The following is a 25,510-nucleotide window of genomic DNA, read 5'->3' on the forward strand; positions in this document are numbered from 1 at the left end:
GGCACGTCCTAGGTGGCGTGCTTTTCCTGCTGCTTGCGCTCTTCGCGGCGGTCGTTGCTGACCTTGAGCTTCTTGGCGCGGCTCTCCAGGGCGAAGTAGAGCACGGCGGCGATCAGCAGCGGGACGATGAAGTACAGCGTCCGGTAGCCGAGCAGGGCGGCGATGATCTTGCCCTGGGAGAGGCCGTCGTTGGCCAGCAGGGCGATGAACACCGTCTCCAGCACCCCGACCCCGGCCGGGATATGCACGATGACCATGGCGATGCTGGACAGCAGCAGGACGCCGAGTACATGCAGATAGTCCACCTGACGGCCGAGGAAGAGATAGACAATGGCGGCCATGGCCATCCAGTTGATCGAGGACACCAGCAGCTGCAGGCAGGCCATGCGCAGCGAGGGCAGGGCAAGGCGCTGCTTGCGCACCGTCCATTCGCGCTGCTTGGCGAAGGCGCAGACGCCCAAGTAGAAAACGATGAAGGCCAGTAGACCAAAGCCGATCAGGCGCAAGGTGGTGTCGCCGACGAACCAGTTGGGCGGCATGTCCACCACGCCGCTGACGAAGATGCCGCCGGCGAGCAGGACATATCCCAGCCAGTTGGTGGCGATGCTCAGGGAAAAGATCCGGGTGATGGTGCCGCTGGAGAGGCCCAGCCGCGAATAGAGGCGATACCTCATGCCGATGCCGCCGACCCAGGTGCTCAGGGTCAGGGTGAAGGCGTAGCAGATGAAGGACACCAGAAACACCTGGCGCTTGACCAGCTTGTGGCCGCAATAGGCGCGCCCGATCAGGTCGTAGCAGCCATACATGATATAGGACAGCACCACCAGGCCGCCGGCCATGGCCAGGGTGGTCCACTTGTAGCCGGTAAAGACCTTCCAGACTTCGCCCCAGTCGACCTTGCGGGCATAGATCACCAGCAGCACCACCACCGCGATCAGGAACACCCAGGTCAGGATCTTCTTGGCCAGCACCCAGTGCTTGTTCTGTGGCTTGTCGGCGGCCTGCTGGTCCGCCTCGTCGTCGGCGTGGTCCAGGGTGTCGCTGTGGCTGCTCATCGTTGCGGATACCTTGAGATCGAGGAATCGACCCGGTCCTGGGTTTCGAGCTCGGGCTGCACCGGCGGACTCACCAGTTCGATCTTGGGGGTATGACCGGGCAGCCAGCCGACCCAGGCGGGAAAGTGGCGCAGGAAGTGAAAGACCAGCATCGTCTTGGCCAGGTGCCAGTAGGTGCGCTTGGGCACCTTGCTGCTGTCGACGTGCTCGCAGTGGTTCTGGATCAGGGTTTCCAGGCGACCGCGCAATTCACGGTTGAAGGCATGGTCGTGGAAGATCAGGTTGCATTCGAGATTGAGCGAGAGACTCAGGGGGTCGAGGTTGCTCGAACCCACGGTGGACCAATGCTCGTCCATGGTCGCCACCTTGCCGTGCAGGGGTCTCAGGCAATATTCGTAGATCTCCACCCCGGCCTTGACCAGGTAGTTGTAGAGCATCTGGGCGCCGACCTTGACGATGGCCATGTCCGGTTCGCCCTGGACGATCAGCACCACGCGGACGCCGCGCTGCGCCGCATTGCGCATCTCCCTGAGCAGCCGATAGCCGGGGAAGAAATAGGCGTTGGCGATCACCACCTCGCGCTTAGCGTTGCGCAGCATCTCCAGGTAGTGCTTTTCGATATCGGCGCGGTGCTCGTCGTTGTCGCGGAACACCAGCAGCGCCTGGGCATTGCCGGGATTGCGATTGTCGGCCGGTTTCTGCGAGCGCTTGCCCCACCAGCGGTGGGTCTCTTCCGGGGAGTTGATGGCGTCGCGGGCGAAGCGATGGATGTCATCGACGATGGGGCCTTCGACCTCGACGGCATAATCCTGCTTGGCCTCGGCCCCGAAGTCGCCCAGGTGCTCGGCGGAATAGTTGATGCCGCCGATGAAACCCAGGCGGGCGTCCACCACCACGATCTTGCGATGCAGGCGGCGAAAGAGGTTGGTCCTCATGCCCATAACCAGGGGGCGCGGATCGTAGTAGCGAAAGCGCACCCCGGCATGGACCATCTCGTCGATGAAGGCCTGCGGCAGGTCCGGCGAACCATAGGCATCCACGGTGATGTCCACCTGGACGCCGCGCTTGGCCGCCGCGACCAATTCCTCCTGCAAGGCCTTGCCGACCTTGTCGTAAAAGAGGATGAAGGTCTCGATGATGACCTCGCGCTCGGCTTCGCGGATCGCCTCGAACACCCGCGGAAAGAAGTCCTCGCCGTTTTCCAGCAAGGCGATGCGGTTTCCGTCCCGCCATTCGAAGTTCATAGGTGGAAGTCCGCAGCCAGGGGAGCGTGGTCGGAAAGGTGCGACCACGGCTGATTGCCCAGCACCTGTGGGCGCCCGACACTGACGTTACGGGTATAGATGCGATCCAGGCAGAGCAGGGGACGCTTCGCCGGGAAGGTCTTGGGCAGGCGCCCCGCGGTCTTCATGAACACCTCTTCGAGGCCCGCGCCCTGGCCAAGGATGTCGTTGGCCTTCTGGCGCCAGTCGTTGAAATCCCCCGCCACCACGACGGGAGCGTCGCTGGGCAGGGAATTGATGTGTTCGCAGATCAGCTTCATCTGCATCTGGCGGTGCTTTTCCCGCAATCCCAGGTGCACGCAGATCACGTGCAGATCCACACCCTGATCCGGAACACGCAGGACGCAATGCAGCATCCCGCGCTTTTCCGGTCCGGCGATGGAAATGTCGAAGTTGTCGTAACTGACGATGGGAAACTTCGACAGCACCGCATTACCGTGATGGCCATCCGGGTAGACCGCATTTCGCCCGTAGGCGAAATCGGTCCACATGGAATCGGCCAGGAACTCGTACTGCGGCGCCGCCGGCCAGTTCTCGAAGCGCAACGGGTGCTTTTCGTGGGTACCCAACACCTCCTGCAAGAAGACAATGTCCGCTGACACCGTCCGCACCGCCTCGCGCAATTCCGGCAAGATGAACTTGCGGTTGAAGGACGTGAAGCCCTTGTGCGTGTTGATGGTCAGGACCTTGAACGAAAAACCCTGTTGCGCGTCCGTCATGCCTGGCGCTTCCTCCGCTTAGTCTGGGTCAGCTCGAACAGCAATACCGAGCGTCCGGTGACCTGATAGGTGTCTCCGAAATTGAAGACGTCGCCGGCATCCAGATCAGGCTGATTGGTATCCAGCTGCAGGGACCAATGCTCGCCCATGGGGACTTCCGGCAGGGTGAAATCCACCACGTCATAATGAGCATTGACCAGAATCAGCAGCGAGGTATCCGCGCCCTTGCGTCGAATGCCGGTCGGCTGGGCCCGGCCATCGAGCAGGATGCCCATGCACTTGTTGCTGCCGTCCTGCCATTGCTCGTCGCCCATCTCGGTGCCACCGGGCTGCAGCCAGGTGACGTCCTTGACGCCCAGTTCCTCGTTGTAGGCGCCGGTGAAGAAGCGGCTACGACGCAGCAGCGGATAGCGACGACGCAGGTCGATCAGGTTGCGCACGTATTCCTGCAGTTCGGCGCTCTTCTCGCTGATCTCCCAGTTGACCCAACCGATCTCGCTGTCCTGGCAGTAGGCGTTGTTGTTGCCGCCCTGGGTCCGGGCGAATTCGTCGCCGGCCAGCAGCATCGGCGTGCCCTGGGAGAGGAAGAGGGTGGCCAGCAGGTTGCGCATCTGGCGATAGCGCAGCTCGATGATTTCCGGATCGTCCGTCTCGCCTTCGGCGCCACAGTTCCACGACAGGTTGTGGGAGTGACCGTCGTTGTTGTCTTCGCCGTTGGCCTCGTTGTGCTTGTCGTTGTACGACACGGTATCGGCCAGGGTGAAGCCATCGTGAGCGGTCACGAAGTTCACGGACGAATAGGGCTTGCGACCGCGACGATTGAACTTGTCGCCGGAGCCCAGGAAGATCTTCGCGAAGTCGCCGATCTTGTCCTCGTCACCCTTCCAGAAGGCACGGGCGGTGTCGCGGAAGGTGTCGTTCCACTCCATCCAGCCGGGCGGGAAGTTGCCCACCTGATAGCCGCCAGGGCCGCAGTCCCAGGGTTCGGCGATGAGCTTGGTCTCGGCCAGGATCGGGTCCTGACGGCAGGCGTGCAGGAAGCCGCCGCCCTCGTCGAAGCCGTCCGGCTCGCGACCCAGGATGGTGGCCAGGTCGAAGCGGAAGCCGTCCACGCCCATCTCGGTGGCCCAGTAGCGCAGCGAGTCGGTCACCATCTGCAGCACGCAGGGGTGGCTCATGTTCAGGGTGTTGCCGGTGCCGGTGTCGTTGATGTAGTAGCGGGCATCATCGGGCATCAGGCGGTAGTAGTTGGCGTTGTCGATGCCCTTGAGCGAGAGGGTCGGGCCCATCTCGTTGCCTTCGGCGGTGTGGTTGTAGACCACGTCGAGGATGACCTCGAGCCCGGCGTTGTGCATGCGCGCGACCATCACCTTGAATTCGCCGATGGACTGGCTGGCCATGTAGCGCGAGTGCGGGGCGAAGAAGGCCAGGGTGTTGTAACCCCAGAAGTTTCTCAGGCCCTTTTCCAGCAGGTGGTTGTCATCGAGGAAGTAGTGGATCGGCATCAGTTCGACGGAGGTGATGCCGAGCGACTTGATGTAGTCGATGACCTCGCTCTCCTGCAGACCGGAAAAGGTGCCGCGGGCGCTTTCCGGGACGGCCGGGTGCTGCATGGTGTAGCCACGGACGTGGGTCTCGTAGAACACGGTGCGATCACGCGGCACGCGCGGGTGGGTGGTGTTGCCCCAGGTGAAGGCGGGGTCGATGACGCGGCAGCGCGGCATGAAGGGCGCGCTGTCACGCTCGTCGAAGGACAGGTCGCCATCGGGGTGGCCGATGGTGTAGCCGAAAAGGGCGTCGTTCCACTCCAGCTCGCCCACGATCTGCTTGGCATAGGGATCGATCAGCAGCTTGTTGTGGTTGAAACGATGGCCATTCTGCGGCTCGTACGGGCCATGCACGCGATAGCCGTAGAGGGTGCCGGGACGGGCGTCAGGCAGATAGCCGTGCCAGATCTCGTTGGTGAATTCCGGCAGTTCGATACGCTCGATTTCTTCCTTGCCTTCGTCGTCGAAGAGACAGAGTTCCACCTTGGTGGCGTTGGCGGAAAAGATGGCGAAGTTCACGCCGGAGCCGTCCCAGGTGGCGCCCAGGGGGTAGGGCAGCCCTTCACGAACACGAGACTTGGACTTGCTGATGAAAGTGGTCGCTTCGGTTAACGGCTTGTTGGACTCGGTTGAAGTCATTTCGACGCTCTCGGGATAGCTAGGAAGGAAGTAGCTCTGACTCGGCTCTCAATACCTGCCGGTGGCTGAATCGATACAGATCCGGCTACCTGCATATGAAAGGCCCGACGCAGCGCAGTTCCGAGCCCTGATGGCGAACCGACAAAGCGTTGTTTTTTCAGGAAAAAATCAGGAAAACAGCGATAACGCAGACACCGCAGCGAAGCGGCGGGGGGAAGGCCTGGCCGGACGGCCAGGCCGAAACATCACATCACTCGGTGGCGGCGGGCTTGGTCGTGGCCGCCTTGGCGCGGGACGCGCGCGGCTTCTTCGGCGTGGCCGGCGCCACGCCTACGCCGGTTGCGTCGACGTTGGCATCGGCCTTGGCCTTGCTGGCGGTGGTCTTGCTCGCGCCGGTCTTGCCTGCACTGGGCTTGACCGCCTGCTTGACCTTGGAGGCAACCTTCTTGGCCGCCGATTCCACCTTCTCGGTTACCGACTCACCGGCCGCTGCGGCTTCGGTAGCGGCCTTCTCGCTGCCACTCTTGGTCTTGCCGGTGGTGCGGGGCTTGCTGGCGACGGGCTTGTCCGCGCTCGCTGCCGCAGCCTTGGTCGCGCGAGGCTTCTTGGCCGCGGTCTTCTTGGCCACGCCTTCCTGTTCGGCTTCGTACAGTCGAGTCGCCATCTCCCAGTGGCGATCATGTTCGTGGGCCGGCCGTCCTTCGGACTCCCAGATCTGATAGGCGAGCTGCTGGATGCGTTCGTCTTTTTGGGTCATTGCGGTGCGGCTCCTTGAGTGATGTCTTGTGTGCTGAGCAATCCAAGCGGAAAACGTGCCAGAACCTCGCCGACAGAAAGCTCTTTCTTCTGGTCATGGACAGATGCCGGGGCAAAAGTTTCCCCAAAACGGTACATGGACAAGGTTTCCGGAAGTTTTATCCGGGTGTCCTGCCAGGCCTCTGCGGAAAAGCGGAGATTTCCATCGTTCTGCATGAGGTCGGAGGCATGCACCGGCACGATGACGATCACCGCCTGTTGCTCCCAGGTACGGGCGAACGCCAGCACCTGATCGGCATGGGCGCCCACTACGGTCAGGGGCAGGTAGCGACCTTCGGTGAACAGCTGCGGCTGCTGCTTGCGCAGTTGGAGCACGGCAGCCAAGACCTGTTGCTTGATCTCGCCGTTCTGCCAGGCATCCAGGGCAGCCTCGACGGAAGCGTTCTTGGTCAGCGCCTGCTGCCGCGGGGCATAGTCCACGGCACGGCGGTTGTCGGGCTCCACCAGGCTGAAGTCCCAGAATTCACCGCCCTGGTAGAGGTCGGGCACGCCGGGCGCGGTATTGCGCAGTAGCATCTGCACCAGGCCGTTCAGCGCACCGGCCGGAGCGAGTTCGCGGACCGCGGTGACGATCTCGCCGCGCAGGGCGCGGTACTTATCGTTGGTGAGCAGACCTTCCAGGAAGGCCTTGCAGGCCGCCTCGTAGTCGCCATTCGGCGCCCACCAATCGGACTCCAGCTTCTCCTCGCGCAGGGCCTTTTCCTGCCACTGCAGCAGCCGCTCCAGATAGGCCTCCAGACCCTTCTGGTCGTCGGCCTGGAGCTGCAGCGGCCAGCTGGCAAGCAGGGTCTGGTAAAGCATCAGTTCATCGCCCGGCGTCGGCGCCGGGGCGTCGTTCCACTGGCCGCGCAACGGTGCGGCCTGTTCCATCCAGCGGGTGGCCTGGGCGATATAGGCGTCCGGGCGTTCCGACACGACGGCCAGGCGCGCGCGGGTGTCTTCGCCGCGCTTGTGGTCGTGGGTCGCGGTGGTCAGCATGTTGCGCGGGAAGTGCTCGGCGCGCCAACCGCTGGCCTGGTGGAAGGCACTGACCGGCTGGGCGAAATGCTGCGGATCGAAGCCCACGTCATTGCGCGACAGCAGCGGCGCGGAGCGATAGCAGGCCGTGTCTTCCACCGCCTTGGCGGCGATCGGCGAGGTGAGTTGCTGGAACTTGGTGATGGCACGACGCTGCTCGCGGCGGGCCACGCTGCCCACGGGCTTGTGACGCGGGGCGTCGCCACCCAGCCAGGCGCGCAGCTGTTCCAGCAGCGGTTGCTCCGCCTCGCTGACGTGGGGGCGGGCAGCTTCCAGTGCGGTATCGAACCACTGGGCGTCGTTGCCGACGAAGCCCGCCGCGCCGGCGTAGGTGCGATAGACCTTGAACTGCACGATCAGCTCCAGCAACACCCGGCGGATGGCGCCCTGGCTGGTGTCGCGGGTGCGCCAGTCCTGCTGCGCCAGCAGGTGCAGGGTATGCACGGCCGATTCGAATTCGCTGTTCAGCGCGGTGGTGAGCACCAGGCGCCGCGCTTCCCGCACCTCTTCGAGGAAGTCCTCGGTGCGACCGGTCCGCTCGGCCCAGAACTGGCGCAGCGGGGCTTCGCCACTGGCGGCATGTTGCACCGCCGACACCTCGTTCATGAATTCGTAGCCGGTGGTGCCGTCGATGCCCCAGCCTTCCCGCAGCTGCTCGCCTTCGGCGAGGATCTTCTCGATGTAGATGGGGAAGCCGTCCTCCGGCGCGCCGCCGCTGCGGCTGGCGCAGAGGTCGTCGACGCGACGGCGCAGCTTGCGGCAATAGGCGCGCGGATTGGCCAGGCCGTCGATGTGATCCAGGCGCAGGCCGTCGAGCAGACCTTCGCTGATCAGGCGGAAGATCAGCGAATGGGTTTCCTCGAACACCTCGTGGCGCTCCATGCGCAGGCCGCCCAGTTCGGTGATGTCGAAGAAGCGCCGCCAGTTGATGTCGTCCGAGGCGGTGCGCCAGCTGGCCAGGCGATAGTGCTGACTCTCCAGCAGGGCGTGCAGCCGCTCCTGGTTGGCCTGCTGGCTACCGTCGAAGGCGGCGACCGCCTCGTCGATGGCGGCGGCGACGGCGGGGTCCTTGGCGGCATCGGCCAGTTGGCGCTGGGCGCCACGGGCTTCTTCCAGGTCCTTGGCCCGTGCCGAGAAGGCATCGGCGAACAGACTCAGCTGGGGCAGGTCGCTCTCGCGCAGGATCTGGCCGTAGGTACCCGGATTGATCGGAAAGTGGTGGGCGTAGTACTCGACGCGGAAGGCACCTTGCTCGCCGTCGAACACCAGCTTGAGTTCGCCGGCCTGCAGCACGTTGCCATAGGCGTCACCGAGGAAGGGCAGCAGCACCTGGCCCTGCAGATCCGGGTCGGGCCCGTACCAGTTGATGTCGTAGAAGCCCGCGTAGCGGCTCTGGCGACCCCATTCGAGGATGTCCAGCCACCAGGCGTTCTCCGAGCCGCCCACGTTGGTGTGGTTGGGCACGAAGTCGGCGATCAGGCCCATGCCGTGTTCGCGCAGGCGGGTGACCAGGCGCCGCAGCGCCTCTTCGCCGCCCAGCTCCGGGTTGACCCGGGTCGGATCGACCACATCATAGCCGTGCACGGAACCGGCGCGTGCGGTGGTGATGGGTGAGGCATAGAAATGACTGATGCCCAGCTTGGCGTAGTACTCCACCAGGGGCAGGGCGTCGTCGAAGGTGAAGTCCTTGTGGAACTGCAGGCGTACGGTAGCGCGCAAGCGACTCATCGAGTGTTCTCCGGATTGTTACGAGCAGTGCTCAGCACGCGTAGGCGTCGTTCAGGGGTAGCGGCATCCAGCAGGCGCTCGGCGGGGTCGTCCCAGCGGCGCAGCCAGTTGGGGTGTTCGTTGGTGGTGCCGGGCAGGTTGGCCTGTTCCAGCTGACCCAGGGCATCTTCTACCGGCAGGATGATCAGCGGCGCCGGGGTGCGGCCAATGAAGTCGATGGCGGCATCGACGGCGGACTCGACATTGCTTTCCCGGGTGTCGTCCAGTTCCAGCACCTTGGCCAGCTGCTGACGATCCTTGGCACGCTCGTCGAGACGGTCCTGGCGCGCGGTGCCGTCGGGCAGCAGTCCGAGTTCTTCCTGCCAATCGGCGTCGCGACCCTGCCACCAGCCGGTGAGGGTCGGCAGGTCGTGGGTGGTGGGCATGCCCATGGCCGTGTCCGACCACTGCGCGGCCGGCTTGAAGGCTTCGCCATCGCGCTCGAACAACAGCACCTGCATGCCCATGATGGCGCGCTCGGCCAGCCGCTCGCGAAAGCCCTCGGGTACGGTGCCCAGGTCTTCACCCATGACCACGCAGCGATAGCGCCAGGATTCCAGCGCCACCAGCCGCAGCAGGTCGTCGATGGGATAGGAGAGATAGGCGCCGTCGGCCGGCGAGGCACCCTCGGGCACCAGCCAGAGGCGCTGCAGCCCCATCACATGGTCGATGCGCACGCCGCCGGCATGGGCGAAGTTGGCCCTGAGCATCTCGATGAAGGCGCGAAAGCCATGCTTGACCATGCCCGTGGGGGAGAAGGCGGAAATGCCCCAGCCCTGGCCCTTCTGGTTGAGCAGATCCGGCGGACAACCCACGGTGACCGAGGCCAGCAGCTCTTCCTGGCGACTCCAGGCCTGGCTGCCGCCACCGTCGGCGCCTACGGCGATGTCGGCGATCAGGCCGATCTTCATGCCTGCTTCGCGGCACTGCGCCTGGGCCGCGGACAGTCCTTCGCTGGCCAGCCACTGGGTGAAGGCATAGAACTCCACGTCCTGGGCATGGCGTTCGGCGAACTCGGCCACGGCCGGATTCTTGGGATCGCGATACTGCTGGGGCCAATGCTGCCAGCTGGGCGAGGCATCGCCCTGGGTGAAGGAGGCATGCAGGGCTTCGAAGCGGCAATGGTTTTCCAGGGCGTCGCCACCGTCGCGGCGGAAGGCTTCGAAGCGCTCGCGCAGCTCACCGCCAGCGGTGCGGAAGTCCAGGTGCAGGGTACGCAGCAAGCGCAGCCGCAGCCTGGCTAGGGCCGGCCAGTCGATCAGTTCCAGCCGCTCCAGGCGCTCGGCTTCCGCCTGCAGGCCGGCGCGCTGCATGGCCTGGCGTACGGGCTCGGCACCCAGGACCAGCTCCGGCGCGGCATAGAGCACGTTGAAGAACACCCGGCTCGACGGCGAGTAGGGGCTGTAGCGACTGCCGTCGGCGCTGAACATGGCGTGCAGCGGGCTGATGGCCAGGGCGTCGGCGCCCTTGCTGCCTGCGGCCTTGGCGAAGTGCACCAGGCCCTGCAGATCGCCGGCGCCGCTGCCCCCTTCGCGCCTTAGGCTGTAGAGCTGCACGGCCAGCCCCCAGAGACGGGCCTGCTCGTTGCCGGTGGCGTCGGCGATGGTGAAGCAGCGTTCCGGCGCGACGGCCAGGGTCAGGGCTTTGCCATCGACCTCGGCCTGGTGATAACCGGCGGCGCTGATCGGCGCCAGCTGTCCGCGGTCGTCGACCTGACCGTCCAGACGCTCGCCATCTTCCAGCTGCACCTCGTAGCGGACGCCACGCTTGAACTGGTCCGGCGCCCCGACCGGCTTGCCGACCACCGCCGTGATGAGCGGCGGCAGATGGTGCTTGTCGCCCACCTCGGCCAGCTTGCGCAAGCTGGTGTCGATCTCGTCGTCACTGTCCGCCGGCAACTCGATGGCCTTGAGCAGATTGCGCAGCGCCTCGGGGCTCACCCGTTGGCGCTTGCCGTCGTAGGCGGTCCATTCGATGGCGATGCCCGCGGCCTCCGCCAGTTGTTCCAGACGATCTCCACTCATGCCTTTTTCTCCAGCCAGACCAGTGCCGAGTGAGCGGCCAGGGTGCCGTCCTCGCGGGTCGGCGTTGCGCTGGCGTCACTGCTGTGCAACAGCTCGCCCTGGGGAGCCTCGTCCACCGGTACGGCCTTGTCGCTCAGGTTGAGTTCGATGGTCAGGCGGCTGCCGTCGGCGAGACTCCAGCGCGCCCGTACGGCGCGCTCGGCCAGGGCTTCGGCGCCCAGGGGGCGAGCACCTTCCAGACGCGGGAAGAGTTCGCGGCGGCGGATTTCCAGCAGCTCGCGATACAGCCCCAGCCAGGCGGCGTGATCGGGCTGATCGGCCTCGCCGAAATTGGGCTTGGAATCTTCGAAGGTCTTGGCGGCGTTCGGGTCGGGGATCTGCTGGCGATGCTCTTCGCTGGTGAAGAAATCGAAGTCCTTGAATTCGTTGCGACGGCCGTCGCGGACCAGCTCGGCCAGCTCGTCGTTGTGGCTGGTGAAGAACAGGAAGGGTTGGCGGCTGCCCCATTCCTCGCCGATGAACAGCAGCGGAATCATCGGGCTGAGCAGCAGCAGGGCAGTGGCGGCCTTTAGCGCCGGCTCGGGCGCCAGACGGGCCAGGCGTTCACCGAAGGCGCGGTTGCCGACCTGATCGTGGTTCTGCAGGAAGATGACGAACGCCGAGGCCGGCAGGTCCTTGCTGGGTTCACCACGGGCCTTGCCATGGCGGGTCTGCTCGCCCTGGTAGATGAAGCCCTCGCCCAGACAGCGCACCAGCTTGGCCGTGGCGTCCTCGGTGAAGTCCTGGTAGTAGCCTTCGTTCTCGTCGGTCAGCATGGGGTGGATGACGTTGTGCCAATCGTCCGCCCACTGCGCGTTGTAGTGCTTGCCACCCAGCAGCGTGGCCGTGTTGTCTTCGTTCTCCAGCATCAGGTGGATGTGGCGACCCGGCTCGACGGTGCTGCGGATCTCCTCGGCCATCTCTTCGAGGAAGCCCTTGTCGTTGATGGCGTGGACGGCATCGAATCTGAGGCCGTCGAAGCGATATTCCATCAGCCACATCAGGGCGTTGTCGATGAAGTAGCGGCGTACCGCGTCCTGGCGGAAATCTATGGCCGCGCCCCAGGGCGTATGGATGTCTTCGCGGAAGAAGCGCTCGGCATAGGCGTGCAGGTAGTTGCCGTCCGGTCCGAAGTGGTTGTAGACCACGTCCAGGTAGACCATCACGCCATGGCCGTGGGCGGTGTCGATCAGCGACTTGAGATCGTCCGGGGTGCCATAGGAGGCTTCCACCGCGTAGGGCAGGACGCCGTCGTAGCCCCAGTTGCGGTCGCCGGGAAATTCCGACAGCGGCATCAGCTCGATGGCGGTGACGCCCAGTGCCGCCAGGCGCGGCACCAGCTTCTCGACGCCCGCGAAGCCACCCAGGGTGCCGACGTGCAATTCATAGATGACGCTCTCGTGCCAGGGACGGCCCTGCCACTCGACGGTCTGCCAGTGGTAGGTGGTCGGGTCGATGACGATGCTGGGCTCGTGCACATCGCCGGCCTGGGCGCGGGAGGCCGGGTCGGGGACCAGCAGGTCCTTGATCTGGTAGCGATAGCGGGTGCCGGCACCGCATTGGGCCTCCACCGCGAACCAGCCGTCTTGCTCGGCTTCCATGGGAAGGGTCATGCCACCCTCCAGGACCACCGACACGGCGTCGGCGCTGGGCGCCCAGAAGTGGAAGAGGGTGCGTTCCTTGCTCACCAGGGTGGCACCGGCACGGGTCTGCCAGGCATAGCCCCCGGTCACCGCGGCTGCGTCGCGCGAAATATCAGTCATGGATAGAGAACTCCCGAAACCGGACGGCAGAAAAGACGCTGCGGCCCAGTTGGCCGCAGTTGCTGTTATGACCGGTGAGAGTTGCTCAAAGTTGGGCGGGGAAAGCGCTTTTCGTCGGCCTTTTGGCGAGGGAAAAGCGCTTGGTAGTCAGGTTGCGCCTCAGGCGCCGACCTGATGCTCCTGGTGAGCGGTGGTCTGGAGCAGATCGAGGTACAGCGAGGCATAGGGCTTGGCGCATTCGGACCAGAAGAACGGGCCCTGCATGGCGCGGTGACGCATGGCCAGCAAGAGGTCCTGACGTTCGAACACACCCAAGGCGCGGTCGATGGCGCTGATGTAGTTTTCCAGCGACAGCGGGGCGAACAGGAAGCCGGTGGTGCCGTCCTCGATGCTGTCGGCCAGGCCACCGGTGCGGGTGGCGATCGGCAGGGAGGCGAAGCGCTGGGCGTACATCTGGCTCAGGCCGCACGGCTCGAAGCGCGAGGGCATCAGCAAAAAGTCGCTCCCGGCGTACATGCGCCGTGCCTCGGTCTCGCAGAAGCCGATGTGGGCACTGACCCGACCGGGATGGCGCAGGGCCAGGGCCCGTACCTGGCGCTCGATGTGCGGCTCGCCGCAACCGATGATCATCAGCTGGCCACCGCGGGCGACGATGTGATCGGCCGCCTCGATGGTCAGGTCGATGCCTTTCTGCTGGACCAGTCGGGAGACCACGGCGAACAACGGGCCGTTGGAGGGCTCCAGGCCGAATTCCTCGCGAATGCGCGCGGCGTTGACCGCCTTGCCGTCCCAGTCCGATTCGGTGAATTGCTGGCACAGGTGCGGGTCGCTGCAGGCGCTCCAGCCATCGTCGATGCCGTTGAGCAGGCCGGTCAGCTTGCCATCGCGAGCCTTGACCTGCAGCAGGCCTTCGAGGCCGCAACCGAATTCCGCGGTGGTGATTTCCTGGGCGTAGGTGTGGCTGACCGTGGTGATGTGGTCGGCATAGACCAGACCGGCCTTGAGAAAGGACACCTTGCCCCAGAACTCCAGGCCCTCCATCTGGAAGGCGTGGGCGGGAATGTCCAGGTCGGCCATGACCGAAGCCGGGAACAGGCCCTGGTACGCCAGGTTGTGGATGGTGGTCAGGCACGGGGTGCTGGCACCCTTCCAGCGCAGGTAGCCAGCGGCGAGGCCGGTCTGCCAGTCGTTGAGGTGCAGCAGGTCCGGCACCCAGCGAATGGAGGCGTCGCCCAGGGCGAAGTCGGCGGCAGCGCTGGCCAGGCGACCGAAGCGGATGTGGTTGTCGGCCCAGTCGGCACCGTTCAGGTCGCCATAGGGGTTGCCCGGGCGCTCATAGAGTTCGGGGCAGATCAGCACATAGACGACCAGGCCGTCTTCCAGATTGACGCGACCGATCTCGCAGGCCGGCATGGCGGCGCGGGCGGCGATGCGGCCGACCATCTGCACGCGATCCTTGATCGCGGCCATCACCTGACGATAGCCGGGGATCAATACCCGGACGTCGTGGGAGGCGGCGAGGGCGCGCGGCAGGGCGCCTGATACCTCGCCCAGGCCACCGGCCTTGACGAAGTCGGAAATTTCCGGAGTCACGAAAAGAATGCGTTTACGACTTTCGACGACGGAGCTCAGCGTCAGCTGAGGCTCGTCCGTGCGCTTGCGGAGAGAGCTGGATCTGGTGGTGCGAGTGGCAGTTTCAACGGGCTCCAGAGCCCCAAATTTCCCCACGACGGCATTTGCCATGGTGCGCTCCCAATGCAGCAAGTTCGAGACTGAGGTTTACCTGATTGCTTCTTTCCTGAAGCTCGATGCTCCTGGTTCAAAAACGCCTACAGCCGAGCTGCTACAGCCTTTTTGCCGGTCACCTCTTCTTGAGATGTCTGGATCTGGGCGAGAACTGCTTCGCGGATTTCCAGATTGCTCTCGCACTGACTCACGGACAACGTCACAAGTTTCCCGCTCGAATGTTGCGGTCTTGCTTCGTATTGCCAGATGCATGCCCAAAAGCCGTCGCGGTTCGGGCCGGCACCTGTGAATAACCGCCAGGTGAACCGCTTGATGGTCACCTGATCGCGACAATTGGCCGAAAAATCAGACTTCTGGCTGACGAACGACCGGCTCTTGCCTTTCGTCGGATAGTGGCGCGGGGTGGACGTCGCGGCGTCCCAGTTCGGTCCGCAGCTTGGGCAGGCAGAGGGGGAATTCGCGATTGATGTAGGTGATCAGCCGCTCGCGCACGAAGCAGCGCAGGTCCCAGTTCTTGGAGGAATCACCCGAACTCACCAGTACGCGCAGCTGGATGGAATCGTGAGACGCATCGGTCACCTGCAGTACGCAGACACGGCCATCCCACAAATGGGGCACCTCGGCACAGGCGCGTTCCAATTCGGTGCGGATGGGTGCCAGGGGTAGGGAATAGTCAACCCATATGAACACTGACCCGATCAGGCTGGAAGACGAGCGCGTCCAGTTCTGGAAGGGCGTCTCGATGAAGTATTGCAGCGGGACCACCAGCCGGCGGTCGTCCCAGATGCGGACCACCACGTAGGTGCCGGTGATCTCTTCCACCCGGCCCCATTCGCCTTCGACGATGACCACATCGTCCAGCCGGATCGGCTGGGTCACGGCGATCTGCAGGCCGGCGATGAGATTGCCCAGGACCGGTCGCGCAGCGATACCCGCGACCAGGCCCGCGACCCCGGCCGAGGCGAGCAGGCTCGCACCCACCTGGCGAACCGCCGGGAAGGTCATCAGCATCAGGGCGATGCCCACCAGCAGGACGATGAAGCTGAGGCTGCGCACCAGCACCCGATTCTGCGTCTGGATCCGCCTGGCCCGCAGGTTGTCCGCCACATCCACGGGATTGCGCAGGGCGATGGTCGCGCCGACGGCCTTGACCGCTCGGAGGCCCAGCCAGGTAAAGGCGGCGATGCTCAGCAGACCGGTGAGATGCTGTACGGCACGCAACAGCGGCAGGGCATCGGGTGCGGAATTCCAGACACCTTGCAGCACCACCAACGGCACGGCCAGGCGCGCGGGTTTCTCGGCGTACCTGACCAGGTTGCGCGCCAGCAGGAAGGGATTGGCCAGGCGGCGGATGGCCGCGAACGCCAGGGTCAGGGCGACGCTGCTGATCAGCAGGGCGACCCCCGCCGCGATCAGCGTGGTGATCCAGGGGGCGTTGAGCCAACCCGTCCAGTCGATGGCCGTCATGCGCAATTTCCTCAGGCAGACGGCTCCCCGTGATCCAGAAAAGCTGACGCGCCGGAACCGCGGGGAGCCTTTCGAGACACCTGTTTTCCGACTGAGGGGCTTCGCCACGGTTCCCCGAATGTCCGGCAAACGGTCCCAGGGTGGCAATACCACCCCGATAGGTGGGATGCCTGTTGCGCAGTGCTGGCTTTTTTCTGTCGATCAGTGGGGCAGGATGTCGCACCTCGCGTCTAAGCTCAGAGGAGAGTGCGCAGCGGACGCCGGATAGGAGTAGAATTCGCGCCCCAACGAGATACGTCCAGTCAGATGGCGGACCTGCGGAGATCGAGACGGATTTATGAAACCAGTGGTAGTGGTCGTCGAAGACGAGAACATGTTGCTCGGGCTGATGGAAGAGGTGCTCGAAGGCGAAGGCTTTCAGGTGCACACCTTCGGCACCGCGGATCAAGCCTGGGAATACCTGTCGAGTGCGCGTCCGACGCCTGATCTGCTGATCACCGACGTCCGCATGCCGGGTGCCATCGACGGCCTGGAGCTGGCGCGCCGCGTCAAGCAGCAGCTGCCGGGTCTGCCCATCATCGTCTCTTCGGGCTATTTCGAAGAGCTGCAGCCCGAGCGCGCCCCGGACATCTACTACCTGCCCAAGCCCTGGCGCTTCGACGACCTGCTGGCCGGCTGCTTCCGCTTCCTCAATCAGCGCAAGGGCTGATTGCTGCCTTCTGCGGCCTGGTTCCAGGCCGTACTCTCCTTTGTGGTGGAAGCGGGCGCTGTCCGCAACCGTCCAGCACCCTGCCTAAGCTGATTCCTTTTCGTTATTTATCTGACGATAGTTAGATCGTTTAGCTTGGCCTCCGACAGGCATCGAGTCGATGCCGAGGGCGCGCTCCGGCGTGCCTGCCGACAAGGAGGCCTTCATGAATTTGCTGTTCAAATCCCTGGCGCTGGCTGCAGGCCTGGCAACGCTCGCGGTGCAGGCGACCGCTGCCGATCTGGTGGTCGGCTACCAGACCGGTGTCGATCCCTCCAAGGTCGCCCAGGCCGATGGCCGCTACGATCAGGTGATTGGCCAGAAGATCGACTGGCGCCGTTTCAACAGCGGTCCCGAGGTCGTCGCCGCGCTGGCATCGGGTGATGTCCAGATTGGCAACCTCGGCTCCAGCCCACTGGCGGCGGCCACCTCGCGCAAGCTGCCGCTGGTGACCTTCCTCGTCTCCGCGCAAATCGATTCCGCCGAAGCCCTGGTCGTACGCGATGGCAGCGGGATCGACAGACCCGAGCAACTGGTCGGCAAGACCATCGCCACGCCCTTCGTCTCCACCTCCCACTACAGCCTGCTGGGAGCCCTCAAGCACTGGGGCGTGGATCCCACCAAGGTCAAGATCGTCAACCTCAATCCCACCGAGATCGCCGCCGCCTGGCGCCGCGGTGACATCGATGGCGCCTTCGTCTGGTCACCCGCGCTGGGCGAGATCAAGAAGAACGGCAAGGTGCTCGCCGATGCCGCCCAGGTGGGCAGTTGGGGTGCGCCCACCTTCGAGGTCTGGGTGGCGCGCAAGGACTTCGCCGAAAAGCATCCCGAAGTCATCGCCCAGTACGCCAAGGTCACCTTGCAGGCCTTCGCCGACTACCAGGCCCATGGCAAGGCATGGGATGCGCAGTCCGAGCAGGCCAGAAAGATCGCTCGCCTGACCGGCGCGGACGCCGCGGACATCCCCGAATTACTGGCCGGCTCACGTTATCCGGATGCCCAGGCGCAACTCGGGCCCGATCTGCTCGGTGGCGGCACGGCCAAGGCCATCGCCCACACCGCCGAATTCCTCAAGGAACAGAAGCGCATTCCCACGGTGCTCGACGACTACTCGCCCTATGTCAGCGCCGAATACGTCCGCAAGGCTCAATAGCGATCCTCTCACGCCACGATTCGCCCCTCTCCGGAGGGGCTTTTTTTCCCAGCCGACAGGAGCCGGTCATGAGTCGACTCACCCTGGAACAGGCCAGCCTCGGATTCGTCCGCCGTGGCCGTCGTCAACCGATCCTGCAGCGTCTCGACCTCGCGGTGGAGAAGGGCGCCTCCCTGGTCGTCCTGGGTCCGTCCGGCTGTGGCAAATCCAGCTTGCTCAACGTGCTCGCCGGTTTTCAATCCCTGGATGAAGGGCGCGTGCAGCTCGATGGCCGGACCCTGGCGGGGCCGGGCGGCGAACGCGGCGTGGTGTTCCAGGACGACGCCCTGATGCCCTGGCTCAATGCGCTCGACAACGTCGCCCTGGGCCTGCGCCTGCGCGGGCTGGGACGTGCCGAGCGCGAGGCCAGGGCCCGCGAGATGCTCGAGCTGGTGGGGCTGCCACAGCACGCCGAGCACGCCATCAGCGAACTCTCGGGTGGCCAGCGCCAACGCCTCGGTCTGGCCCGCGCCCTGGCGGTGGATCCGGATTTCCTGCTGCTCGACGAACCCTTCGGCGCCCTCGACGCCCTGACCCGGGAACGCATGCAGGTGCTGTTGCTGGACGTGTGGAAACGCACCGGCAAGGGTCTGTTCCTCATCACCCACAGCGTCGACGAGGCGCTGTTTCTGGCGACCGAGCTGCTGGTGCTGGACGGACCGCCCGCGCGCATCGTCCGCCGTCTGGAGGTGCCTTTCGCCCGCCGCTATCTGGCGGGGGAGCCCGTTCGCGCGATCAAGGCCGATCCCCTTTTCGCCGAGCTGCGCCAGGAGCTGCTCGACCTCTTTCTGCAGGAGTCTCCCGATCATGTCCTCTGACACCCTGACAACCTCCCTGCGCGATACCCGGGAACGTCGTCGACTGCACCTGGACCGCCGCCGCGTGGCAGCGCTGGGCACCCTGGCAGGCGTGGCGACGCTTTGGTGGAGCGCGACCCATCTGGGTTGGGTGGATACCCTGTTCCTGCCGTCGCCCGAACAACTGCTGGTCGCTCTGCAGGGACTGCGCGCCGACGGCTATCTGGATGCCAGCCTCTGGCAGCACCTGGGCACCAGCCTGCTGCGGGTGCTGGCGGCGCTGCTGGCGGCCGTGCTGACCGCGGTACCCCTGGGCATCGCCATGGGCCTCAACCCGACCCTGAGCGCCGCGCTGGACCCCCTGGTGGAGTTCTATCGGCCAATTCCACCGCTGGCCTACCTGCCGCTGATGGTGATCTGGTTCGGCATCGGCGAGCTGTCCAAGGTGCTGCTGATCTATCTGGCGTTGTTCGCGCCCCTGCTGATCGCCACCGTGGGTGGGGTGCGCCGGGTCGATCCGGCGCGACGCCAGGCAGTGCGCTGCCTGGGCGCCTCGCGAGGGCAGGTGGTGCGGCACGTCATCCTTCCCAGTGCCTTGCCCGATATCCTCACCGGCCTGCGGATCGCCCTGGGGGTGGGCTGGTCGACCCTGGTGGCCGCTGAGTTGATCGCGGCCAATCGGGGCCTGGGCTTCATGGTGCAATCGGCCGCCCAATTCATGGCCACCGACGTGGTGGTGGTGGGCATCCTGCTGATCGCCAGCATCGCCCTGTCCATTGAACTGGGCCTGCGCGCCCTGCAGCGGCGCTATGCCGGCTGGCAGTAGGGAGACGTCCATGCCCCTTACCTTCGAACGTCTGAGCCCCGCCCTCGGGGCACGCGCCCATGGCCTGGATCTGCGCGAGCCCCTGGACGCCGCCAGCCACGCGGCACTCCACCAGGGGCTGCTGGAACACCAGGTGCTGTTTCTGCGTGACCAGTTGCTGACGCCACGCCAGCAACGGGACGTGGCGGCCCATTTTGGCGATCTGCACATCCACCCGATCTATCCCAAGCATCCCGAGCAGCCGGAAATCCTGGTGCTGGATACCGACTTGAACGACCTGAGGGACAACGCGCTCTGGCATACGGATGTGACCTTCATCCAGACGCCGCCGCTGGGGTCGCTGCTCAGCGCGCGCCAGGTGCCTGCCTATGGCGGCGATACCCTCTGGGCGAGCAACTCCGCGGCCTATGCGGCGCTGTCCGCCCCCCTTCGCGGGCTGCTCGACGGTCTCAGTGCCTGGCACGACCTGAGCAAATCCTTTCCGCTGGAGCGCTTCGGCCAGACGCCGGAAGGCTTGCAGCGTTTCAATGCGGCACGCGCGGCCAACCCGCCGGTGCGTCATCCGGTGGTGAGGGTGCACCCGGAAACCGGGGTCAAGGGGCTGTTCGTCAGCGCCGGCTTCACCACCCGGATCGTCGAGCTGGCAGAAGCCGAGAGCGAGGCGCTGCTGCAATTGCTGTTCGCCCATGCCGCCCGACCGGAATTCCAGGTGCGCTGGCAGTGGCAGGCGGGCGATCTGGCCTTCTGGGACAACCGCATCACCCAGCACTACGCCTGTGACGACTATCGTCCGCAGCGGCGCGTGATGCACCGGGCGACCATCCTGGGTGACCGTCCCCGCGGGCCGGGCGAGCAGGGATGATGGCCTGTCCGCAGCAGGGATAGGCCGGCGTCCCGGCGGAAGATCAGTTGCCCAGGACGTCGATCAGCCCGAATACGAAGAACAGCACGATGCACATGGCCGCCACCGCGACCGGGATGAAGCGCGGATCCTTGATGGCCTTCCACATGGCCTGACGATTGCTGCGAGACCTTTCCATGACACCGCTCCAGGGGGTAAGGCCGGCGAGCTTAAAGCATCGCCGGGGGCGGCGGCCAGCCGGGCAGGGCGGCTCTCGTCGGGGTTTGCGGCCGGTTCGGCGGCCTAGGCGACGCCGATCTTCCACTGCGGCGGCGGCGGGGTGCCGTTGACCGCGAAGTCGCCGACGATTCGATCCTTGTAGATGCGCGGATTGTGGGAGGCGAGGGTGCGGGCATTGCGCCAGAAGCGATCCAGCCCCTGGGGTCTCAGCGTGGCCGAGGCGCCCAGGGCGTCGAACAGGCGTCCGGAGGCCTCGATGATCAGGTCCGTCACCACATTGAGCGATTGGCAGACCTCCAGTTCGGCCAGCGCCACCGCGCGATCCTCGGCGGCCTGGTCGTCCGTCTGCCTGAGGTCATGCACCCGCTGCAAGGCCTCGGCGTTCTTCAAGGCGATCACCCCGGCGCAGTAGGCCGCGCTGCGTACCTGGCCTACCACGGCCAGCACCTGGGGATCCTGGCTGACACGGTCGGCGTTGCCGATGGTGAAGGTGCGGGTGCGAGCGGCGACCGCGGCCGCTACCTCGCTGCTCATGGCCCGTCCCAGGCCCGCCAGATTGGCGAGGTGAAAGACCTGGAAGAAGCCGGGTGAATAGCGGAAGCGCTCGCCCACCGCCACCACGTCCGCAGGCTCTACGCGCACATTGGTGAAGGTCGCCGTGCCGCTGGCGGTCAGGGTCTGGCCGAAGCCATTCCAGTCATCCACCACCTCGACGCCGGGGGCATCGCGGCGGACGGTGACCATGACGCGATTGCCGGCCTCGTCGGTGGCGCCCACGTCGATCCAGTCGGCATAGAGCGAACCGGTGGTATAGAACTTGGTGCCGGAGAGCAGCAGGGCGTCGCCCTCGCGGCGTACGCGGGTGCTGAACTCGGCGCGCCGGGCATCGCCGACTTCGCTGGACGCCGGACCTATTGTCTCGCCGGCAGCGATGCGCGCGAACCAGCGGCTGCGGCGCGCCGGGTCGTCGCTGTTGAGCAGGCCCTCGACAAAGCCCATGTGGCCGCGCAGGGCTTGGACCAGATTGGAATCCGCCTCGCCCAGTTCGATGAGCAGGGCGAACAGTTCCGGCAGGGTGACGCCTGCGCCGCCGTGCTCGACCGGCAGCCGCAGGGCGGTGAAGCCCGCCGCCTTCAGCCAGTCCAGCTCTTCGACCGGCAGCCGCCGCTGCACCTCGCGTTGGATGGCGCCCGCGCGGACGCGCTGGAACAGCGGCTGAAAGCGCGCGGAGAGGTCGGCATGGCGCGCGGAAGGGCCGGCGCCCCAGCCTGCGGAAATGATGCTCATGGGAATGGAGATCCTTCTAATGCTGTCGGGAGAGATTCGGTACGGGCGAGACCGAGACGGGCCATCTCAGCCTGGGCGGCGCGGGTGCGGCCGATCAGGGCGATGGCCGCCAGCAGACGGCGGCCCAAGGTTTTCAGGACCGCTACCGGCGCTGCGGGACGGTATCGGGTGGACGGAGCCCATTCGTCTTGCTGCCTGCCCGCCGGCCTTGCATGAGTCCTTATCGGGGAAGTGGGTGCAGGTTCACCCGTACGGAGCATCTTGTTGGATAAAAACATGGCGGACTTTGACAAGTGCAGAGTTGGCTCAAGTCTAGAAGGCACTTCGAGCCATTGACCAGTTGTCAAAAGTGCTAAGGATATGTGTCGAAATATTCCTTGCCAGAAGTGTTGTTCCCGCAACAGTTGGGTCTTGGTGTGGATAATTTTTTATAAGCTTATGATTTTATTGGTCGCTTGAATGATCGTTAGATGGGCTGCGGAATTATCGCGGCGAGACGTTGAATATCGAGCCATTGCATGGCTGAAGTCAGCGGACAACCACTTGTTCATGAAGTAATGCCTTAACGATATTTCACTTCGGGATGCTCTTTTTCTAAGGTCGGCTTTGATTTCTGGCTATCAGGGCCCTGTGGTGATTGTCTATCTCGATACGCGGCATCGCCGCCTGGTCAAATTGCTCCTGCATACGTTCACCGCCCGCAGCGAATGGCCTACCTGGGGGCTGGTCGCAGGGGTCTACGCAAGCTGGCTCCTGCTCGTCCTGGCCTGGCCGCTGCTTGGCTACTGGACCCTGCCACCGCTGATTCTGGTCGTCGTGCTGCACCAGTCGCTGCAGCACGAGTTGATCCACGGTCATCCCACGCGCTGGCCCCGGGTTAATGCCCTGCTGGCCTATCCACCCCTCGGCCTCTGGTTTCCCTTTCCGCTCTATAGGGACAGCCATCTGGCGCACCATCGGCGCGAGAACCTCACCGACCCGGACCTCGATCCCGAGAGCCGCTATGTGGGTGGCGAGGTCTGGGAGCGAAGAGGGCAGGCCGGACGCGCGTTGCTCTGGCTGGACAAGACCTTGCTCGGGCGTGTCCTGGTGGGACCGGTGCTGTCGCTGCACGGCATGCTGGAGTTCGAAGTGCGCCGCTGCCGGCGTGGCGAGCGGGGCGTGCAGGGTGTCTGGCTGATCCACCTGACACTCTGCGCAGGGCTGCTCCTGGCGATCCACGGGCTGTCTGGCATGCCCCTGGCGATCTATGTGCTGGGAGTGGCCTGGCCGGCGCTGGCCCTGGCGCTGATCAGATCCTTCTACGAACACCGCCCGGCGCTGGATCCGGCGCAAAGGTGCGTGCTCAACGAGAGCGGCGGGGCGCTGCGCTGGCTGTTTCTCAACAATACCCTGCACCTGGTCCACCACGATCTGCCGGGCTTGCCCTGGTATCTGATTCCGCGGGTCTACCGCGCCAGGCGCAGTGCCTATCAGGCGCGCAGCGGAGGCTTCGTGTTTTCCGGCTATCGCGAGCTGGGTCGACGTTTCGCCTGGCGAGCCGTGGATGCACCCAGGCATCCCGGCGCTGACGCAAGGCCTCCCAGCCATCTCCCGGCCGGTCAGCCTTCACTGATATCTGCCTGCCGCTAGATAATACCACCCCTTTGTTTTGGATCGCTTTGGGATTGATTCTCCCTGCCTGGATAATCAAGGCGAGACCAAGCCAGATCGTTGCGATGCCGGGCCGTTCAGAAGGGCCGATGGAGCAGGGCCGCCAGTTTCGGGCACCAGCCGCTGCCTGGGAAGCCTGTGGGCGCCTGGGGAAGGAGCGCGCTTACAGATGTCCTGGGGCGTCGGAACTCCCCGCGGAATCCTGCAGGAGCCTGACCAGGGCGCGGACGCTTTCCGGTAGTGCCTCAAGATCCCTGACCAGAATGTTTCGCTCGCGAACCGCCCAGGGTTCCTCGATCCTCACCGTCCGGATCGCCATGCTTCGGCCATGATGCCGGGCGGCGGATTCGGGCAGGATGCCGATGCCCACCTTGGCTTCGACCATGCGGCACACGGCCTCGAAACTGGAGAGCTGGATACGCAGATTCAGGGTGGCACCGAGACGTTCCACCTGATCCCGCAGGAAATTCAGCAGGCTGGTGCCCTCGCGCAGACAGATGTGCTGGTAGTCCAGGGTCTCCCGCAAGGTGACCTGGGGCTGGCTGGCCAGGGGATGCCCGGTGGGCACGACCAGCGTCAGGCGATCCATGCTGTAGGGCAGGATCTGCAGATTGCTCGCTTCGATCAGTCCGGCGGTGATGCCCAGATCCGCTGCCCCGTCGATCACCCCCCTGACGATGTCACGATTGAGGCGCTCCTGCAGATCCACCGTCACGCCCGGGCGATCCGCGAGATAGACGGCGAGCAATCCGGGGAGGAACTCGGTGACCGCGGTCGTGTTGGCGAAGATGCGGATATGGCCGGTGGCATCACTGCGGTACTCGGTGAATTCGCCTTTGAGAAAGTCGACCTGGCGCATGATGAGACGGGCATGCTGCAGCAGGCGCTGGCCCGCTGGCGTGAGCTCGACGCCGCGACTGTCACGGTAGAGCAGGCGAATGCCGAACTGGCTTTCGAGGGCCTTCACTCGCGCGCTGGCGGCGGCCGGCGACAGGGCCGCGCGGCGTGCGCCCTGGGTCAGGCTGGGCGACTCGGCGATATGGATGAAAAGACGCAGGTCAGCCAGGTCGAAATGCATGCTCGCGTGCTCCGTGCGTTTTTTGGCGTTCAGCCTAGCCGAATGCCGGATTACGCAAATGTAAATTCACAGAACGAAACAACTCCCCGCAAGCTGGCGATGAGCCTATCGATGGGAGTCAAGCATGAACGCGACGTCAGCCACTGCCTGGGTGGGACGAACCCTCGAAACAGAGGATTTTCTGGGGCAACGCCAGGTAGCGCGCATCGCCCACACCTTCGATGAACCGCCATTGGCGGCGGGCGAGGCGCTGCCGCCGCTCTGGCACTGGGCCTTCTTCGACAACCCGGTGGCAGGGGCCCAGCTCGGGCCCGATGGGCATGCGGCGCGCGGTACCTTCCTGCCGCCGGCGGAAGGGCGTAATCGCATGTGGGCAGGCGGGCGCCTGGACTTTCTCGGCGAGCTGCACGTTGGCGAGCGGGCGCGCTGCGTCTCGACGCTGCTGCGCGTCGAGGAGAAGACGGGCCGTAGCGGCAGCCTGCTGTTCGTGACCGTGGAGCACCGTTATTTCCAACAGGACGAACTGGTGCTGCGCGAAGAGCAGGACCTGGTCTATCGCGAGCCCGGTGCGCCCAAGGCCGGCAGCGGCGAAGCCATCGCGCTCGGCAGCTGGGCGGAGTCGGTGGTACCCGAGCCGACGTTGCTCTTCCGCTATTCGGCGGTGACCTTCAACGGTCATCGCATCCACTACGACTGGCCCTACGCGACCCAGCAGGAGGGCTATGCCGGTCTGGTCGTCCATGGCCCGCTCATCGCGACCCTGTCGCTGCGCAGCTTCCGTCGCGCTCATCCCACCGCGCGGATACGGCAGTTCAGCTATCGCGGCGTTCGTCCGCTGATCGCGCCCGCTCCCTTCACGCTCAGTGGTCAGGTCATCGCGCCCGGCGAGGCGGAGCTGTGGGCCGGAAATGGCGACGGTGCAGCCCAGGTGGCTCGGCTGCGATTCGAGTGACAGCGGTGCCCCTA

Annotated in this window: 20 protein-coding genes; 7 read left to right on the plus strand and 13 right to left on the minus strand. The window is 65.0% G+C overall.

Translation table 11 applies throughout. From position 1 onward, the window contains the following. Positions 1-8: 8 nt before the first annotated feature. From OXS31_RS09795 to OXS31_RS09840, 10 genes are all read right to left on the minus strand, one after another. Positions 9-1,055 (minus strand): YbhN family protein, encoded by a 1,047-nt coding sequence (locus OXS31_RS09795; RefSeq protein WP_037007058.1) that lies wholly within the window; start codon positions 1,053-1,055, stop codon positions 9-11. Further along, positions 1,052-2,299 (minus strand): cardiolipin synthase ClsB, encoded by a 1,248-nt coding sequence (gene clsB / locus OXS31_RS09800; RefSeq protein ID WP_267398803.1) that lies wholly within the window; start codon positions 2,297-2,299, stop codon positions 1,052-1,054. The genes OXS31_RS09795 and clsB overlap by 4 nt, the downstream gene beginning before the upstream one ends. After that, positions 2,296-3,057: an endonuclease/exonuclease/phosphatase family protein gene (locus OXS31_RS09805; RefSeq protein WP_007161821.1), complete on the minus strand. Its 762-nt coding sequence runs from the start codon at positions 3,055-3,057 to the stop codon at positions 2,296-2,298. Before OXS31_RS09805 ends, clsB begins: the two co-directional genes overlap by 4 nt. After that, complete coding sequence (gene glgX / locus OXS31_RS09810; protein WP_223855432.1) at positions 3,054-5,243, minus strand: glycogen debranching protein GlgX; 2,190 nt, start codon at positions 5,241-5,243, stop codon at positions 3,054-3,056. The genes OXS31_RS09805 and glgX overlap by 4 nt, the downstream gene beginning before the upstream one ends. A 250-nt stretch (positions 5,244-5,493) precedes the next feature. Continuing rightward, on the minus strand, positions 5,494-6,000 hold the full coding sequence (locus OXS31_RS09815) for a DUF2934 domain-containing protein (RefSeq protein WP_044341786.1): 507 nt from the start codon (positions 5,998-6,000) through the stop codon (positions 5,494-5,496). Further along, a complete protein-coding gene (gene treY / locus OXS31_RS09820; protein WP_267398804.1) occupies positions 5,997-8,804 on the minus strand; it encodes a malto-oligosyltrehalose synthase in 2,808 nt (935 codons plus the stop codon). The genes OXS31_RS09815 and treY overlap by 4 nt, the downstream gene beginning before the upstream one ends. Beyond that, positions 8,801-10,867: a 4-alpha-glucanotransferase gene (malQ, locus tag OXS31_RS09825; RefSeq protein ID WP_267398805.1), complete on the minus strand. Its 2,067-nt coding sequence runs from the start codon at positions 10,865-10,867 to the stop codon at positions 8,801-8,803. The genes treY and malQ overlap by 4 nt, the downstream gene beginning before the upstream one ends. Next, positions 10,864-12,669 (minus strand): malto-oligosyltrehalose trehalohydrolase, encoded by a 1,806-nt coding sequence (gene treZ / locus OXS31_RS09830; RefSeq protein WP_267398806.1) that lies wholly within the window; start codon positions 12,667-12,669, stop codon positions 10,864-10,866. Before treZ ends, malQ begins: the two co-directional genes overlap by 4 nt. A 159-nt stretch (positions 12,670-12,828) precedes the next feature. Further along, positions 12,829-14,412 carry a glycogen synthase GlgA gene (gene glgA / locus OXS31_RS09835; protein WP_267398807.1) on the minus strand — a complete coding sequence of 528 codons (1,584 nt, stop codon included), beginning with the start codon at positions 14,410-14,412 and terminating at the stop codon, positions 12,829-12,831. 348 nt (positions 14,413-14,760) lie between these two features. Next, the gene (locus tag OXS31_RS09840) at positions 14,761-15,882 is read right to left on the minus strand and encodes a mechanosensitive ion channel domain-containing protein (protein ID WP_144958542.1); all 1,122 of its coding nucleotides are present in this window, start codon (positions 15,880-15,882) and stop codon (positions 14,761-14,763) included. 337 nt (positions 15,883-16,219) lie between these two features. Here OXS31_RS09840 and OXS31_RS09845 point away from each other — a divergent pair, with 337 nt between their 5' ends. The 5 genes from OXS31_RS09845 (at position 16,220) to tauD (ending at position 20,307) form a co-directional block, all read left to right on the plus strand. Next, a complete protein-coding gene (locus OXS31_RS09845; RefSeq protein WP_027599241.1) occupies positions 16,220-16,591 on the plus strand; it encodes a response regulator in 372 nt (123 codons plus the stop codon). Positions 16,592-16,796: 205 nt separating this feature from the next. Next, positions 16,797-17,783: a taurine ABC transporter substrate-binding protein gene (gene tauA / locus OXS31_RS09850; RefSeq protein ID WP_267398808.1), complete on the plus strand. Its 987-nt coding sequence runs from the start codon at positions 16,797-16,799 to the stop codon at positions 17,781-17,783. Positions 17,784-17,851: 68 nt separating this feature from the next. After that, complete coding sequence (locus OXS31_RS09855) at positions 17,852-18,640, plus strand: ATP-binding cassette domain-containing protein (RefSeq protein ID WP_267398809.1); 789 nt, start codon at positions 17,852-17,854, stop codon at positions 18,638-18,640. Further along, positions 18,630-19,445, plus strand: coding sequence for a taurine ABC transporter permease TauC (gene tauC, locus OXS31_RS09860; RefSeq protein ID WP_267398810.1), 816 nt, complete (start codon positions 18,630-18,632; stop codon positions 19,443-19,445). The genes OXS31_RS09855 and tauC overlap by 11 nt, the downstream gene beginning before the upstream one ends. Positions 19,446-19,455: 10 nt before the next feature. Further along, positions 19,456-20,307 (plus strand): taurine dioxygenase, encoded by an 852-nt coding sequence (tauD, locus tag OXS31_RS09865; RefSeq protein ID WP_267398811.1) that lies wholly within the window; start codon positions 19,456-19,458, stop codon positions 20,305-20,307. A gap of 43 nt (positions 20,308-20,350) precedes the next feature. On the opposite strand, the gene OXS31_RS09870 is transcribed toward tauD, so the two are convergent. Together OXS31_RS09870 and OXS31_RS09875 are read right to left on the minus strand one after the other, a co-directional pair. After that, positions 20,351-20,485 (minus strand): hypothetical protein, encoded by a 135-nt coding sequence (locus OXS31_RS09870; RefSeq protein WP_267398812.1) that lies wholly within the window; start codon positions 20,483-20,485, stop codon positions 20,351-20,353. A 104-nt stretch (positions 20,486-20,589) separates the two neighbouring features. Then, positions 20,590-21,813, minus strand: a complete 1,224-nt coding sequence (locus OXS31_RS09875; RefSeq protein WP_267398813.1) for an acyl-CoA dehydrogenase family protein — start codon at positions 21,811-21,813, stop codon at positions 20,590-20,592. Positions 21,814-22,446: 633 nt separating this feature from the next. Here OXS31_RS09875 and OXS31_RS09880 point away from each other — a divergent pair. Beyond that, positions 22,447-23,445, plus strand: coding sequence for a fatty acid desaturase (locus tag OXS31_RS09880; protein WP_267398814.1), 999 nt, complete (start codon positions 22,447-22,449; stop codon positions 23,443-23,445). Positions 23,446-23,629: 184 nt separating this feature from the next. On the opposite strand, the gene OXS31_RS09885 is transcribed toward OXS31_RS09880, so the two are convergent. Next, the gene (locus tag OXS31_RS09885) at positions 23,630-24,544 is read right to left on the minus strand and encodes a LysR substrate-binding domain-containing protein (protein WP_144945117.1); all 915 of its coding nucleotides are present in this window, start codon (positions 24,542-24,544) and stop codon (positions 23,630-23,632) included. Between the two features lie 124 nt (positions 24,545-24,668). Here OXS31_RS09885 and OXS31_RS09890 point away from each other — a divergent pair, with 124 nt between their 5' ends. Further along, entirely contained in the window at positions 24,669-25,496 is an 828-nt protein-coding gene (locus OXS31_RS09890; protein ID WP_267398816.1) for a MaoC family dehydratase N-terminal domain-containing protein, read from the plus strand. Positions 25,497-25,510: the final 14 nt, after the last annotated feature.

Source organism: Pseudomonas sp. GM_Psu_1, from assembly GCF_026544185.1.
Classification (GTDB): Bacteria; Pseudomonadota; Gammaproteobacteria; order Pseudomonadales; family Pseudomonadaceae; genus Chryseomonas; species Chryseomonas oryzihabitans.

What these genes read in the sequence shown, in the direction of transcription:
- OXS31_RS09795 (WP_037007058.1), bottom strand. Translation starts at nt 1,055, where the DNA reads ATGAGCAGCCACAGCGACACCCTGGACCACGCCGACGACGAGGCGGAC.
- clsB (WP_267398803.1), bottom strand. Translation starts at nt 2,299, where the DNA reads ATGAACTTCGAATGGCGGGACGGAAACCGCATCGCCTTGCTGGAAAAC.
- OXS31_RS09805 (WP_007161821.1), bottom strand. Translation starts at nt 3,057, where the DNA reads ATGACGGACGCGCAACAGGGTTTTTCGTTCAAGGTCCTGACCATCAAC.
- glgX (WP_223855432.1), bottom strand. Translation starts at nt 5,243, where the DNA reads ATGACTTCAACCGAGTCCAACAAGCCGTTAACCGAAGCGACCACTTTC.
- OXS31_RS09815 (WP_044341786.1), bottom strand. Translation starts at nt 6,000, where the DNA reads ATGACCCAAAAAGACGAACGCATCCAGCAGCTCGCCTATCAGATCTGG.
- treY (WP_267398804.1), bottom strand. Translation starts at nt 8,804, where the DNA reads ATGAGTCGCTTGCGCGCTACCGTACGCCTGCAGTTCCACAAGGACTTC.
- malQ (WP_267398805.1), bottom strand. Translation starts at nt 10,867, where the DNA reads ATGAGTGGAGATCGTCTGGAACAACTGGCGGAGGCCGCGGGCATCGCC.
- treZ (WP_267398806.1), bottom strand. Translation starts at nt 12,669, where the DNA reads ATGACTGATATTTCGCGCGACGCAGCCGCGGTGACCGGGGGCTATGCC.
- glgA (WP_267398807.1), bottom strand. Translation starts at nt 14,412, where the DNA reads ATGGCAAATGCCGTCGTGGGGAAATTTGGGGCTCTGGAGCCCGTTGAA.
- OXS31_RS09840 (WP_144958542.1), bottom strand. Translation starts at nt 15,882, where the DNA reads ATGACGGCCATCGACTGGACGGGTTGGCTCAACGCCCCCTGGATCACC.
- OXS31_RS09845 (WP_027599241.1), top strand. Translation starts at nt 16,220, where the DNA reads ATGAAACCAGTGGTAGTGGTCGTCGAAGACGAGAACATGTTGCTCGGG.
- tauA (WP_267398808.1), top strand. Translation starts at nt 16,797, where the DNA reads ATGAATTTGCTGTTCAAATCCCTGGCGCTGGCTGCAGGCCTGGCAACG.
- OXS31_RS09855 (WP_267398809.1), top strand. Translation starts at nt 17,852, where the DNA reads ATGAGTCGACTCACCCTGGAACAGGCCAGCCTCGGATTCGTCCGCCGT.
- tauC (WP_267398810.1), top strand. Translation starts at nt 18,630, where the DNA reads ATGTCCTCTGACACCCTGACAACCTCCCTGCGCGATACCCGGGAACGT.
- tauD (WP_267398811.1), top strand. Translation starts at nt 19,456, where the DNA reads ATGCCCCTTACCTTCGAACGTCTGAGCCCCGCCCTCGGGGCACGCGCC.
- OXS31_RS09870 (WP_267398812.1), bottom strand. Translation starts at nt 20,485, where the DNA reads ATGGAAAGGTCTCGCAGCAATCGTCAGGCCATGTGGAAGGCCATCAAG.
- OXS31_RS09875 (WP_267398813.1), bottom strand. Translation starts at nt 21,813, where the DNA reads ATGAGCATCATTTCCGCAGGCTGGGGCGCCGGCCCTTCCGCGCGCCAT.
- OXS31_RS09885 (WP_144945117.1), bottom strand. Translation starts at nt 24,544, where the DNA reads ATGCATTTCGACCTGGCTGACCTGCGTCTTTTCATCCATATCGCCGAG.
- OXS31_RS09890 (WP_267398816.1), top strand. Translation starts at nt 24,669, where the DNA reads ATGAACGCGACGTCAGCCACTGCCTGGGTGGGACGAACCCTCGAAACA.